The sequence below is a fragment of the Paraburkholderia sp. SIMBA_053 genome (genome assembly GCF_046534895.1).
GTDB classification, from domain to species: Bacteria; Pseudomonadota; Gammaproteobacteria; order Burkholderiales; family Burkholderiaceae; genus Paraburkholderia; species Paraburkholderia caledonica.
Genome location: NZ_JAWRXU010000001.1, coordinates 920,950 through 934,096 on the forward strand (window position 1 = coordinate 920,950; position 13,147 = coordinate 934,096).

Sequence of the window (13,147 nt, forward strand, 5' to 3'; positions counted from 1 at the left end):
TATGCGCAACTGGATGGCGAAGGGAAGCATCGAACGCTCGAATCAGCAGCGTTACGAGTCGCACAGTGACACAAACTTGCAGCGCCGCGACGCGCAGCGCCCTCGCTCTTCACGGCTGACGCGCGGCGTCGCGTGCTGGCTCGCGTTGCAGACCGCATTGGGCGCGCCGCTCGCGTCGGTGGCCGAAGCGGCCGCTGCGGCGTCGGGCACCGTCGGAAAGGCAGACACGGCCAACTCAGCCAACGCAGCCGACACCGCCGCGCCGCGCGCGCAAGCCGCGCTTCGAGCGCAGGCTACGCCGCCCGCAGCGGCGGCTGGGAACACGGCAACACATGCAACCGGCACGGGCAACGGCCCCGCGCCGAGCCCCGCCGTACCCTACGACCCGGCGATGATCGCGCAAGCGCCATTGGCGACGCCTACGCCGGCGCTCGCCGCGTCGGCGGTCAAAGCGCTGGGCGTCAAGACGCCGACCACCGCCGAACCGGGCACGCTGGTGCCGGGCGGCCGTCGCCAGACGCTCACGTTCGCCGACCTGGGCGCGCTCGATCCGCTGCAGTTGCGCGGCACCGACGGCCAGAACGGCGTCGCGTTCTCCGTGCGCGGCGACGAGGTGGTAACGGGCGCGATCCTGCATCTGATTTACAGCTACTCGCCCGCCCTGCTGCCGAACATCTCGCAACTCAAGGTGCTGGTAAATGGCGAAGTCGCGGCAACGCTGCCCGTGCCGCGCGACCAGGCCGGCATGCTGGTCGCGCGCGACGTGTCGCTCGATCCGCGCTTCGTCAGCGAATTCAATCACCTGAACGTGCAGTTGATCGGGCATTACACGGCGAGTTGCGAGGACCCGGCGAACTCGTCGCTATGGGCCACCGTCAGCAATGCAAGCTCGCTGGATCTGACGTACGCGTCGCTCGCCAGCAAGCCGGATCTCGCGGCCCTGCCGCAACCGTTCTTCGACCGACGCGACGTGCGGCGCCTCGAACTGCCGTTCGTATTCCCGCAGAAGCCGACAGCCGGCACGCTCGAGGCAGGCGGCATCGTGGCCTCGTGGTTCGGCGCGCTCGCCGGCTATCGCGGTGCGCTGTTCCCGGCGCAGCAGGACAACGTGCCGCTGTCGGGCAACGCCGTCGTGTTCGCCACCGACGACCAGCGCCCCGCCGGCGTCACGACTCCAGCTATCTCCGGCCCGACCATCGCCGTGGTCGACCGTGAAGCGCCGGCGCGCGGCAAGCTGCTGCTGGTTCTCGGACGCACCGACGCCGAACTGAAGATCGCCGCGCGGGCGCTCGGTATCGGACAGAACACGCTGACCGGACAAAGTGTGACGATTACGCGGCTCACCGAACTCGCGAAGCGCGCGCCCTACGACGCGCCCAACTGGCTGCCGACCCATCGACCGGTTCGCTTTGGCGAGCTTGCCGACGCGCGCGACCTGACCGTGTCGGGCTACGACGCCGACGCGGTCCATGTGAATCTGCGCGTACCGCCCGACCTGTTCATGTGGCATACCAAGGGCGCGCCGATCGACCTGCGCTACCGCTACACGGTGCGTCCGCAGCGCGACCGCTCGTCACTGAACGTCAGCGTGAACAGCGGCTTCGTGCAGGCGCTGCCCATTCCGGCCGAGTCCAGTTCGGTATTCGACCTGAGCCATTATTTCGCGCGCGTGCTGCCGGACAAGACCGCCGAGGCGCGCCGCACGCTGCATATTCCGCCGCTGCTGCTGACCCCGCGCGCGCAACTGCGCCTGCACTTTTACTATGACATTCCGAATACCGGCGAATGTCATGGGCGACTCCTTGAGAATGTGATCGGCGCGGTCGATCCAAATTCGACAATCGACCTGTCGTCGTTTCCCCACTACATGGCGTTGCCCGATCTCGCGGCGTTCGCGAACAGCGGCTTTCCGTTCACGCGCATGGCGGATCTGTCGGAAACGGCGGTGATCCTGCCGAACGACGCCGACTCGAGCGACTACAGCCTCTACCTGCTGACCATGGGACGCATGGGCGCGTCGACCGGCTATCCGGTCGCGGGCGTGACAGTGGGCACCGCCGACGACGTCGACAAATACGCCGACAAGGACCTGCTGATTTTCGGCGCGCCCGGCAAGCAACCGCTACTTCAACGCTGGGCCAAGTCGATGCCGTTTTCGAGCGACGGCGACTCGCGCACGTTCCAGCTGTCCGACATCGTCTTCAAACTCGAGGACTGGTGGCATGGCGAGCGCGGCGTCGAGCGCCTGCCCGCGCGCGCCGACCTCACGCTCGTCAGCTCGAACGGCGACGCGCTCCTGACCGGCTTCGAATCGCCGCTGAAAAAGACCCGCAGCGCGGTGGCTCTCGTGAGCGCGGCCGGGCAGTCGGACGCCGATCTGTCGGCCGCCCTGCTCGACGCCGACGTGCTGCCGGAGATTCAAGGCGCAATGGCCGTGATCCACGGCCGCACGGTCACGATCACGTCGAACGGCGATGCGTACTATGTCGGCCATTTATCGCCGCAGGAGTATCTGCGCTGGGCGCTCTCGTCGCATCCGTTGTTGCTGATGCTGGGCGGCGTGCTCGCGGCGCTGATCATCGCGGCGCTGTTCTACCGGATGCTGCGCTCGGTCGCGGCGCGCCGTTTGAAGGACTAACAGGACTGACATGCGGGTTCGAATCAACAGAAAACAAGGTGTGAAATTGGCCGTCTCGCTGGCGCTGGGCGTCGCGGCATCGGCGGCGTGCGCGAACGTGCTGAAGGTCGCGCAGAATGCAGCCGCGCCCGGCGCGTGCGGCGACTGGACTGGCTATCGAACTTTCGTCGAGCGCTTCGTGCAAGCCGACGGTCGCGTGATCGATTACTCCACGCCTACCCAGCAAACCACCTCCGAAGGCCAGTCGTATGGCCTCTTCTTCGCACTCGTTGCGAACGACCGCGCCACGTTCGACCGGCTGCTGAACTGGACGCGCACCAACCTCGCGGCCAATCAGTTCGATCCGCAAAACCTGCGCTTGCCGTCGTGGCAATGGGGCAGGAAAGCGGACGGCTCTTACGGCGTGCTCGATCCGAATTCCGCGTCGGACTCCGACTTGTGGATCGCCTACGATCTGCTGCAGGCCGGGCGCCTGTGGCATGACGCGAGCTACACGCAGCTTGGCCAGGCGCTCGCGGCGCGCATCGCGCGTGACGAGATGACGAACCTGCCTGGCGTCGGTCCGATGCTGCTGCCCGGGCCCGAAGGTTTCAAAAGCGGCGGCGTGACGCGCCTCAATCCGAGCTATCTGCCGCTGCCCGTGCTGCGCGCGCTTGCCCATGAAGTGCCGAACGGTCCGTGGGCGAAGCTCGCCGACAGCGCCTACAAGTTCGTCAAGACAACAGCGCCGCAAGGCTTCGCGCCCGACTGGGCGGCATGGCAAAACGGCCAGTTCGTGGTCGACCCGAAAAACGGCGACACCGGCAGCTACGACGCGATCCGCGTCTATCTGTGGGCGGGCATGGCGTCTCCTGCCGATCCGCTTGCGAAGCCGTGGCTCGCCGCGCTCGGCGGCGTGCGCGCAAAGGTCCAGCAAAACGGCTTCCCACCGGAGAAGGTGTCGTCGACCAACGGCTCGGCGAGCGGCGAAGGCCCGCTCAGCTACTGGGCCGCGCTCGCGCCGTACTTCAAGGCGCTCGGCGACGCGCACGGCCTCGGCCTCGCGCGCACGCATCTGGCGGCGCTCGACGCCAGCGTGCCTGGCCGCGAGCCCGTTTACTACGACAGGGTGCTGGGCCTGTTCGGCACGGGTTTCATCGACGGACGCTATCGCTTCGACGAAAGCGGACGCCTCGTGCCCAGCTGGAGAACCGCATGCGATTGAGCGCCCTCGCGTTGTCAATGCGCTTCGCGCTGAGCCTCCCGCTCGCCTGCTGCCTCGCGGCGGCCGCACCCGACGCGTTGGCTCAGGCGCCGGCAGCAGGGTCGAAAGATCCAATGGGCGTGCTGATCGATCAGGGCAAGTACTGGCAATCGCATCAACGCGGCGACCTCGCGGAGCAGGCCTGGCTGAAGGTGTTGCGCATCGACCCGAAACAGCCCGACGCGTTGTTCGGAATGGGCATGGTGCTCGCCGACCGCAAGGACGGCGCGGGCGCACAGCAGTATCTGTCGCGACTGAAGGCGGTGGCGCCGAACTACCCGAGCCTCGATGAACTCGGTCGGCGGCTCGGTGAATCGAGCCTGCGCGACCAGACCGTGAACGACGCGCGGCGGCTCGCGCAAAGCGGCCAGAGCGCGAGCGCGGTGCAGGAGTATCAGCGCGCGTTGAGCGGCAAGCCCGCCACGCCGGCATTGCAGCTCGAGTACTACCAGGCGCTGTCGGCTACGCCGCAAGGCTGGGATCAGGCGCGTCGCGGACTCGAACAACTCGCGCGTGATAATCCGGACGATCCGCGTTACGCGCTCGCCTACGCTCAGCATCTGACCTATCGCGACGTCACGCGCCGGGACGGTATCGCGCGGCTGCAAAAGCTTGCCGGCGACAGCACGGTGGGCGCGGCGGCGAAAAAGAGCTGGCGGCAGGCACTGCTCTGGCTCGACGCGCGGCCGTCGGACGCCGCGCTGTACCAGGCGTATTTGCAAAGCGCGAACGACGACGCCGCGGTCAAGGCGCGCTTCGATTCGATGGTGCAGCAGGACAAGGCAGCACGTGAGCGCGCGCAGGAAAACGCCTCCGTCGACGCACGCGGGCGCACCGTCGCCGAGGGCTTCGCCGCACTCGATCGCAACGACGCGGCCACGGCGCGCGCGAAATTTTCGTCGGTGTTGGCCACCAGTCCGAACGACACCGACGCGCTTGGCGGCATGGGCATCGCCGCGCTCAAGCAGGAGCACTTCGCCGAAGCGCGCAACTATCTGGAGCGCGCGTCGCGCAACGGCAACCCGGCTCGCTGGAAAACCGCGCTGGATAGCGCGACGTACTGGACCTACACGAGCGACGCAATCGGCGCGCGCAGCAACGGCGAGTTCGCGAAGGCGAAGTCGCTGTTCGAACGCGCCATTGCGATGAATCCTTCAGATGTCACCGCCCAAGTGCTGCTCGGTGAAATGCTGCTTGCGAACCGTGACGCGGCCGGCGCCGAACAGGCATACCGGATGGCGCTGCGCCGCCAGGCAGACAACCCCGACGCCATTCGCGGACTCGTCGGCGCATTGGCCGCCCAAGGTCGCGGCGACGAAGCGTTGCAGTTCGCCAATCGACTGAACACGGAACAGCAGTCGAAGGCTGGCGGCATCAATCGTCTGCGTGGAGAAGCGCAGGCGGCTCAAGCGCGCGCGGCCGAAGCGCACGGCGACCTGGGCAGCGCACGCAGTCTCTTCGAAGACGCGCTGCTCAACACGCCCGACGACCCGTGGCTGCGTCTGGACCTCGCGCGTATCTATGTGCGCCAGGGCGCGGTCGCGAACGCGCGCAGCATGATGGACGGCCTGCTCGCCGCGCATCCTGACATGACCGATGCGCTGTATGCGAGCGCGCTGCTGTCGGCGGAAACGCAGGACTGGTCAGCCGGTCTCGCCCAACTCGAACGCATTCCCGCCGCGCAACGCACCGACGCGATGGCGGCGTTGCAGCATCGGCTGTGGGTGCATCAGCAAGCCGATCTCGCCACGCGCATGGCGCGCAGCGGTCAGACTCAACAGGCGCTCGCAACCTTGCATGCAGCCGAGCCGGTGGCGGGGAACAGTCCTGAACTGATCGGCGTCATCGCGGCGGCCTACCAGCAGGCCGGCGATCCGAACCGCGCGCTGAGTCTGGTGCGCGGCGCGATGAACGCGGCACCCGGCAATACCGATCTGCTGCTGCAATACGCGGGCATTCTGTCGGCCACGCAGCAGCAAGCAGAGCTCGGCATGGTGATGCGCCGTCTGTCGTCGATGCAATTGACGCCTCAGCAGCGCACCGACTTCGCCAATCTGAATCTCGGCATCGTCATCAAACAATGCGACGCCGTGCGCCAGCGTGGCGACCTCGCCAGCGCCTACGACGTGATCGCGCCGTGGCTCGCGGCGATGCCCGACAATCCAGATCTGCAGGCCGCCTTGGGCCGCCTGTATGCGTCGGCGGGCGACGACCGCAACGCGCTCGAAAGCTATCGCGTCGCATTGCGGCGCAAGCCCGACGACCTCAATCTGCTGCAGGCGGCGATTTCCGCCGCGTCTGGTGCAAAGCAGTTCAGCTACGCCGAATCGCTCGCGTCGCAGGCCTTGAATGCGGCGCCCAACGACCCAGGCGTGCTTGCCACCGTTGGCCGCATGTATCGGTCGGAAGGCAAGCTGTCGCTCGCGTCGACCTATCTGCAGCGCTCACTGGTCGCCGCCAACACACCGCTGATGGCGAATGCGCCGCGCAATACCGCGGCGAGCAACGTGCCGCGCGGCTGGGAAGCGGCGATGCGCCGTATCGGCGCGACGCCGTTGCCCGGCACCAATCCTTTCGAGGGAAAAACCGCGACGCTCGCGCCGACCGACGCCGATAACGCAGCGCCCGGCTTCAATGCTTCTTCGAACGCCGCGCGAGCTTCCCTTCCGTACTCGCAGTCTTCCTTGCCGACACAGACCGTGCCGAACTATCCGCCGCCCATGCAGCCCGCGCCGTACGTCGCACCTTACGCGGCACCCGCGCAGCCCTACACGCCGAACAGCGCGCCCGCCGCGCTGCCGTATAACGCGCCTCGTCAGGGGGCCGACGCTGGCGGCTACGGCGAGGACAGCTACGGCTCGAGCCAGTCCGGCGCACCGTTGCAGCCTTACCCTGGGCAGAACGGCCAGGCCGCCCAGCCGCAGATGCCGACGCAGGCTCCGATGCAGCCGATGCAGCAGCAATACAACCCGGCTTACGCGCAGCAGGCGCCGTATCCGCAGCAGCAATACGGCACGCCCGATGGCTATGCGCCGACGCCCTGGCCCATGTCGCCCGCCGCGCGCGAGGCGCAGGCCAACGCCGGGGCGATGCAGCCGCAGCCGTATGGCTCGACAACCGCAGCCGCAGCGAACGGCAAACGCACCGCGAGCAAAAAGCAAAACGCGTCGAAGAACAGCCGCAACGCAGCCGGTTATGCACAGCAACAGCAACCGTATTACGGACAACAAGCTTATCCGCAACAGCAGCAACCGCAAGGCTACGCGCAACAGCCTTATCAGTCGTATCCGCAGCAGCAGGGTTATGGCCAGCAGCCGTATCAACCTTATCCGCCGCAGCAGCAGGCCTATGGCAATCAGGGCAATCAGGGCTATTACGGGCAGCAACAGCCTTACATTCCGCAGCCGCCGAGCGGCTATGCGCAAGCGTATTACCCGCAACAGCCGGGCATGAACGGCAGCGGCGGCAATGGCGCGAACTACGCGCAGCCAAACGTCGCCAATGCGCAGACCCTCGGCGTAGCCGAGGAACTGGCGCAGGTCAATCGCGAGCAGGCGAGCACGGTCTCGGGCGGCATTGTGTTTCGCAACCGCAGCGGCGAGGACGGCTTGTCCACGCTCACCGACATCGAAGCGCCGATCCAAGGCCGCATCAAGGCAGGCAACGGCCATGTCGTGGTGACGGCAACTCCCGTCACGCTGGATGCCGGCACCGCGGCAGGCAACGTGTCGACGCTCGCGCGTTTCGGCGCGGGGCTGTCGAACAGCACGTCGGCAGCGGCGGCCGTTGCGGGCACCAACAATTACGGCAGCCAGACGGCGAGCGGCGTGGGCCTTTCAGTCGGCTACGAAAGCCGCAAGCTGAGCGGCGATATCGGCGTGACGCCCATCGGCTTTCGCGAGACGAACATAGTAGGCGGCGCGCAGTACAACGGCGGCATCACCGACAAGGTCTCCTATTCGCTCGCCGTCGCGCGGCGCGCGGTCACCGACAGTCTCTTGTCGTACGCCGGCACGCGCGATGCTGCGTCCGGCCTCGAATGGGGCGGCGTCACATCGACCGGCGGCCTCGCGAGCCTTGCGTGGGACGACGGCACCAGCGGTCTGTACGTGAATGCGGCGTTCCAGTACTACGATGGACACAACGTCGTGACGAATACCGCCTGGAAGGGCGGCGGCGGCATCTACACGCGCCTCTTCAAGGACGCCGACCAGACGTTCACCATCGGTGTGAACACGACGCTGATGGGCTACGACAAGAACCTGTCGTACTTCACGTATGGCCAGGGCGGCTACTTCAGTCCGCAACAGTACGTGATCCTGAATCTGCCGATCGAATGGACTGGCCGCAACGGCGCCTTCACGTATGACCTGAAGGGATCAATTGGCGTGCAGCATTACCGGCAGGATGCATCGAACTACTTCCCGCTCGGCAGCTCGGGCTCGTTGCAAGCGGCGGCTGCGGGTCAGGCGGCGCTAATCGGCAGCAGTGTCGATAGCGGCGCTCAATACCCGGGGCAAAGCAAAACCGGCGTGTCGTATTCGCTGAGCGCTGTAGGCGAATACCAACTCGCGCCGCAACTGGCCTTCGGCGCAACGGCTTCGCTCGGCAATGCTTATCAATATCGCGAGTGGCTTGCCGCAGTCTACGTTCGCTACAGCTTTACGAGGCAGACAGGCCTGCAGCCGTTCCCGCCCACACCGCTCAGTTCGCCGTATCTGTCGCTGTCCAACTAGCGCACGTTTGATCGGGCTCGCGCGTCTGATTCCGGCGGCGGCCCGATTCGCTGGACCGCCGTCACGGCCGTTTCAGGCCGCGTCGGAGCCGGTTGCGTATTTGCGGCAATGCTCGAGGTATCCGGCGGCGTGACTGCTCACCAGTTGCACGATGCTTTTCCAGAGCCAGCCCGGTGCGTCGAGTGTCTTCGAACGGTTCTTGCGCAACTCGGCGAGCCATGCCTTGCGTTCGGCAAGATGCATCTGCCGCGCGTGCGCCTTGCCCACCACCAGCGCAAGAAAACGCGCCGCCTTCGTCGCTTCGTCGCGAGTGAGTTGCTCGATAGTCAGCTTCATGTCCTGCGGCAGCAACTCGCGTATCACCACCGCGCGATCCGCAAGGCGCGCCGATCTCATCCGGTCGCCGAGCGAAGGCGACAGATGCCGCGCGCCCTCCACCACCCGCTCCGCGTTATCGCGTGGCATTCTCACGCCCGCATAGCGAGGCGCCGCAGCGGGCGCTGCCTCCTTGATGTCGATCAGGCACAGATCGTCGCCGTCCACTGCAGCGCCGTCGATGTCGAGCAGCACCGCGTAGCGCAGCCGTCCGAGCGAACTGCAGCCCTTGACCCAGTAGGCGGCGTCGAGCACTTCGACGTCCGCCTCGTCGCCTGCGCCACGCAATGCAGTCGCGAGTGCGGCAACTGACGTTTTACTGAACAGCTCGTCGATCTCGCGCCGCTCGTTTTTGGCAAGCGGCCAGAAACGGGAACCGAGCGGAATAGTCGGCTCGCTATCTTCGATACGCTCTTCGGCAAGATGGCGCCATGAACGCCGCACCGCTTCCTTCATCACGACGCGCACCGCCTCCGGTTTCTCCGCGTGAATGTCCGCCTCACCCGCGCTTTCGTCGAAGGCGCGTTCATAGCCGTCGGCCAGCGCCTCCATCATCTGAACGATCGTCACGCCTGGCAGGTCGGAGCCGCGCGCTGCCGTCGCGAGCGACAGCCCGAGCCGGATGAGGTCGTGCGCGGGATTGCCGATCACCGTCTGATCGAGATCGCGAATCTGGATCTCGACGCGGCCATTCGCATCGGCGACGGGCCCGAGATTGCCCGTATGGCAATCGCCGCAGATCCACACAGCGGGACCTTCGGGTAGCGCGTGCCCTTCGATTCCGTCGAGCCACTCATAAAATCTGTTCGTGCTGCCTCGCACATACGCATGCGCGGAGCGCGCCATTCTCGCGTTGCGGCGCGCGGTCAGAAGCGGCTGGCGCGCTTCGGCTTCGGGGAGCTTCTTCGCCCGCTTGCTGAGCGGTTTGGACAGCTTGTTTGTTGTGACGGGCTTCTTCGCCATTTGTACGGTCCGCTCTTATCGATATTCGAAGCCGGCGCGGCACGTGTCCTCGCCAGCGCTTGTCGCGCGCATTGTCGCGTGCGCAAGCAACGACCTTCAGCAGGAATCGCGCCTATCGTGTGAAGCATTCTGTAAGGGCACATGAGGCTTTAACGGTTACTCATGCGAGATATAAACCGCCGCCGGAGAATACGTTCTGAGGTTCTCTCCAACGTATGGGCATCGGCGCTTCTTTCCGCTTCCGGATGCGCTTGCGCACAGTGCGCAGGTAAAACTTGCGAGAGCATAGGGCGACCGAAGGCTAAAGCGTGCCGGCGCCATACGAAGCCTTTACGCGAGCTATGTGAACCGGCAGACTGGAGGCCCACTCATCCATGTGACCCTCTGTGGAGCGCAGCATGCCATTTCCGGCACAAGATCACGGCTGTCCTGGTTGGGGCGGCGAGATGGCGCGGCGCATCAGCGAATTCGACTGGTCCGCAACCGACGTCGGCGCGATCCCGGACTGGCCTCGCAGCCTGACCGCAACCGTGCAGCTGCTGCTTGCCTCGCCTGTGCCGCTCATGCTGCTGTGGGGGAAAGCCGGCCACATGATTTACAACGACGCCTACGCGGTTTTCGCGGGCGGACGCCATCCATACCTGCTGGGCTGTCCCGTCGAGACAGGCTGGCCCGAGGTCGCCGACTTCAATCGTCACGTCATGAATACGTGCCTTGCCGGCGGCACGCTGTCGTATCGCGACAAGGAACTCGTGCTGCTGCGTGAAGGTAAGCCCGAGGACGTGTGGATGGATCTGTACTACAGCCCCGTTGCAGACGACAGCGGCGCGCCTGCGGGCGTACTCGCCATCGTTGTCGAGACGACGGGGCGTGTGTTGACCGAACGCTGGCGGCAACGCGCCGAAGCCGAGTTGCACGAGACGAACGAACGCCTGCAACTCGCGCTGAATACGGGCGCCGTGCTCGGCACGTGCGTCGTCGATATGCGCACCCAAAAGATCACTGGCGACGAGCGCTTTGCCCGCACTTTTTCGTTGTCGGTGGACGAAGCCGCTCGGGGCGTCGATCACCGCGCGGCGACAAAAATGATCCATCCGGACGATCAATCGCTGCTCCAACATCTGACCTTCAAGGCGCTGTCCGGCGGAAAACCGTTTCGCGCCGAGTACCGGATTCGCCGCCCCAATGGCGACTACGTGTGGGTGCAAGCGAACGGCCAGTGCGAGTTCGACGATAACGGCGTGCCCACCCGGTTTCCCGCCGTGCTGATCGACATCCACGAACGTAAGATCGCCGAGCAGTCGCTGCGCCAGTTGACGGAGACGCTTGAACAGCGCGTTGCCGATGCGGTCGCCGCACGCGCCTTCGCAGAGGAACAGTTACGCCAGGCGCAAAAGATGGAAGCGATCGGCAGCCTGACGGGCGGCGTCGCGCACGATTTCAACAACGTGTTGCAAGTGATCAACGGCAATCTGCAAATGATGGCCGCCGACGCCGGGGATAATCCCGCAACGCTGCGCCGTTTGTCGGCGGCGACCGATGCCGTGAAGCGCGGCGCGAAACTGGCCGCGCATCTGCTGGCGTTCGCGCGCCGCCAGCCGCTTTCGCCGACGGTGCTCAATCCGCGCCGGCTGCTCGCGGGCATGAGCGAGATGCTGCATCGCGCGCTCGGCGAGACCATCACGATCAAAACGGTATTGAGCGACGATCTGTGGAACGTGCAGGCCGATCGGAACCAGCTCGAAAACGCGCTGCTCAATCTCGCGATCAACGGACGCGACGCGATGAAAGCCGACGGCACGCTCACTGTCCGTGCCGCGAATCGTGTGCTGGATGCCGCGTTTTGCAACGACCACGCGGAGCTGTCGTCGGGCGAATACGTCGTGTTCTCCATCACCGATACCGGCGCAGGCATGCGGCCAGAGGTGCTTGAACACGCGTTCGAACCGTTCTTCACGACCAAGCCGAACGGTCATGGAACGGGCCTCGGCCTCAGTATGGTGTTCGGCTTCGTCCGGCAAAGCGGCGGCCATACGCTGATTGAAAGCGAGGTGGGACAGGGTACGACCGTGTCGCTGTACTTCCCGCGCTGCTGCGAGCCCGAAACTCCCGAAACCGTCGATCAGACCGCCACGCCGGTAGGCGGCGGCGAAACGATCCTCGTTGTCGAAGACGATGCGGACGTGCGTCTGACCGCTGTCGAAATGCTCGCGCAACTCGGCTACAAGGTGCTGACTGCATCCAGTGGCGATGCGGCGCTCGAATTCATCCACAGCGACATGCCGATCGACCTGTTGTTCACCGATGTGGTGATGCCGGGCAAGATCAAAAGCGTCGAACTGGCGCGCCGTGCCGCGGCGCGCTCGCCCGCGGTGCCGACCTTGTTCACGTCCGGTTATACGCGCGACGAGATCGTCCATCACGGCAAACTCGATGCCGGCATTACGTTGCTGTCGAAACCGTATCGACGCGACGATCTCGCGCGCAAGGTGCGAAGTGTGCTGCGCCCGTCGGCAGGGCCGGTTGCCGGTGCAACGCATGTCGGCAAGATGACCGACCGGCAGATCGCTGCGTGCGTGCCGCCCGTGGCCTACGATCCGTCGAGCGCCGAGACGCCGCGCGTCTGCACGCCGGACGGCGCCGCGCGTGGGCTTGAAGCTCGTCAAAACGTCGCGCCCGAAGCTGCGCCGGCGCGCTCGCCGGCTCACGTGCTACTCGTCGAGGACGACGCCGATTCGCGCGAGGCGCTGAGCAGCCTGCTCGGCGCGCTGGGTCTCGACTGCACGTCGGTGGGGAGCGCGGAAGAAGCGCTGCCGCTCGTGCCGGCGCAACGCTACGACATTCTGTGCACCGACATCACACTACCTGGCATGTCGGGCGACAATCTCGCGCGCGCGGTCCTGCGCGCACAGCCGGACGTGCAAGTGCTGCTGGTGTCCGGCTACGGCGCGCATGCGCCGATCGGCGACAGCATTCCCGGCGCGCGGATGCTCGGCAAACCGCTCGACCTCGCCCAGCTGCGGCGCGAGCTTGCGCAGTGGCTCGATCCAATCGAAGCCGCCTGGTGACGCCGCGTGCATCCAGGCGCGGCGTGCGCTTTTCGCACCGCAAGCCGGAATGCGGCATATATTGGTTTATATCGATGAAGCCGCACGCGGCGCGAAGCGCGCAGCGCATACGCGCCCTGGTATG

Annotated in this window: 5 protein-coding genes; 4 read left to right on the top strand and 1 reads right to left on the bottom strand. The window is 65.8% G+C overall.

Annotation, left to right across the window (positions count from 1 at the left end; genetic code table 11):
* Nucleotide 1 precedes the first annotated feature (1 nt).
* The 3 genes from bcsB to SB753_RS04255 are packed head-to-tail and all read left to right on the top strand — an operon-like array spanning nucleotide 2 to nucleotide 8,617.
* On the top strand, nucleotides 2–2,638 hold the full coding sequence (bcsB, locus tag SB753_RS04245; RefSeq protein ID WP_410799129.1) for a cellulose biosynthesis cyclic di-GMP-binding regulatory protein BcsB: 2,637 nt from the start codon (nucleotides 2–4) through the stop codon (nucleotides 2,636–2,638).
* A 10-nt stretch (nucleotides 2,639–2,648) separates the two neighbouring features.
* Nucleotides 2,649–3,842, top strand: a complete 1,194-nt coding sequence (gene bcsZ / locus SB753_RS04250; RefSeq protein WP_410799131.1) for a cellulose synthase complex periplasmic endoglucanase BcsZ — start codon at nucleotides 2,649–2,651, stop codon at nucleotides 3,840–3,842.
* The gene (locus tag SB753_RS04255) at nucleotides 3,833–8,617 is read left to right on the top strand and encodes a cellulose synthase subunit BcsC-related outer membrane protein (protein WP_410799132.1); all 4,785 of its coding nucleotides are present in this window, start codon (nucleotides 3,833–3,835) and stop codon (nucleotides 8,615–8,617) included. The genes bcsZ and SB753_RS04255 overlap by 10 nt, the downstream gene beginning before the upstream one ends.
* A 72-nt stretch (nucleotides 8,618–8,689) precedes the next feature.
* Here the strand turns inward: SB753_RS04255 and SB753_RS04260 are convergent, their stop codons facing one another.
* Complete coding sequence (locus SB753_RS04260) at nucleotides 8,690–9,955, bottom strand: DUF2252 domain-containing protein (RefSeq protein ID WP_087753439.1); 1,266 nt, start codon at nucleotides 9,953–9,955, stop codon at nucleotides 8,690–8,692.
* Nucleotides 9,956–10,353: 398 nt separating this feature from the next.
* Between SB753_RS04260 and SB753_RS04265 the strand changes: the two genes are divergently transcribed.
* On the top strand, nucleotides 10,354–13,023 hold the full coding sequence (locus tag SB753_RS04265) for a response regulator (RefSeq protein WP_410799133.1): 2,670 nt from the start codon (nucleotides 10,354–10,356) through the stop codon (nucleotides 13,021–13,023).
* The last annotated feature ends 124 nt before the right edge of the window (nucleotides 13,024–13,147 follow it).

Bases quoted from the DNA above. Each gene is read 5' to 3' on its own strand.
- bcsB (WP_410799129.1), top strand. From the start codon at position 2: ATGCGCAACTGGATGGCGAAGGGAAGCATCGAACGCTCGAATCAGCAG.
- bcsZ (WP_410799131.1), top strand. From the start codon at position 2,649: ATGCGGGTTCGAATCAACAGAAAACAAGGTGTGAAATTGGCCGTCTCG.
- SB753_RS04255 (WP_410799132.1), top strand. From the start codon at position 3,833: ATGCGATTGAGCGCCCTCGCGTTGTCAATGCGCTTCGCGCTGAGCCTC.
- SB753_RS04260 (WP_087753439.1), bottom strand. From the start codon at position 9,955: ATGGCGAAGAAGCCCGTCACAACAAACAAGCTGTCCAAACCGCTCAGC.
- SB753_RS04265 (WP_410799133.1), top strand. From the start codon at position 10,354: ATGCCATTTCCGGCACAAGATCACGGCTGTCCTGGTTGGGGCGGCGAG.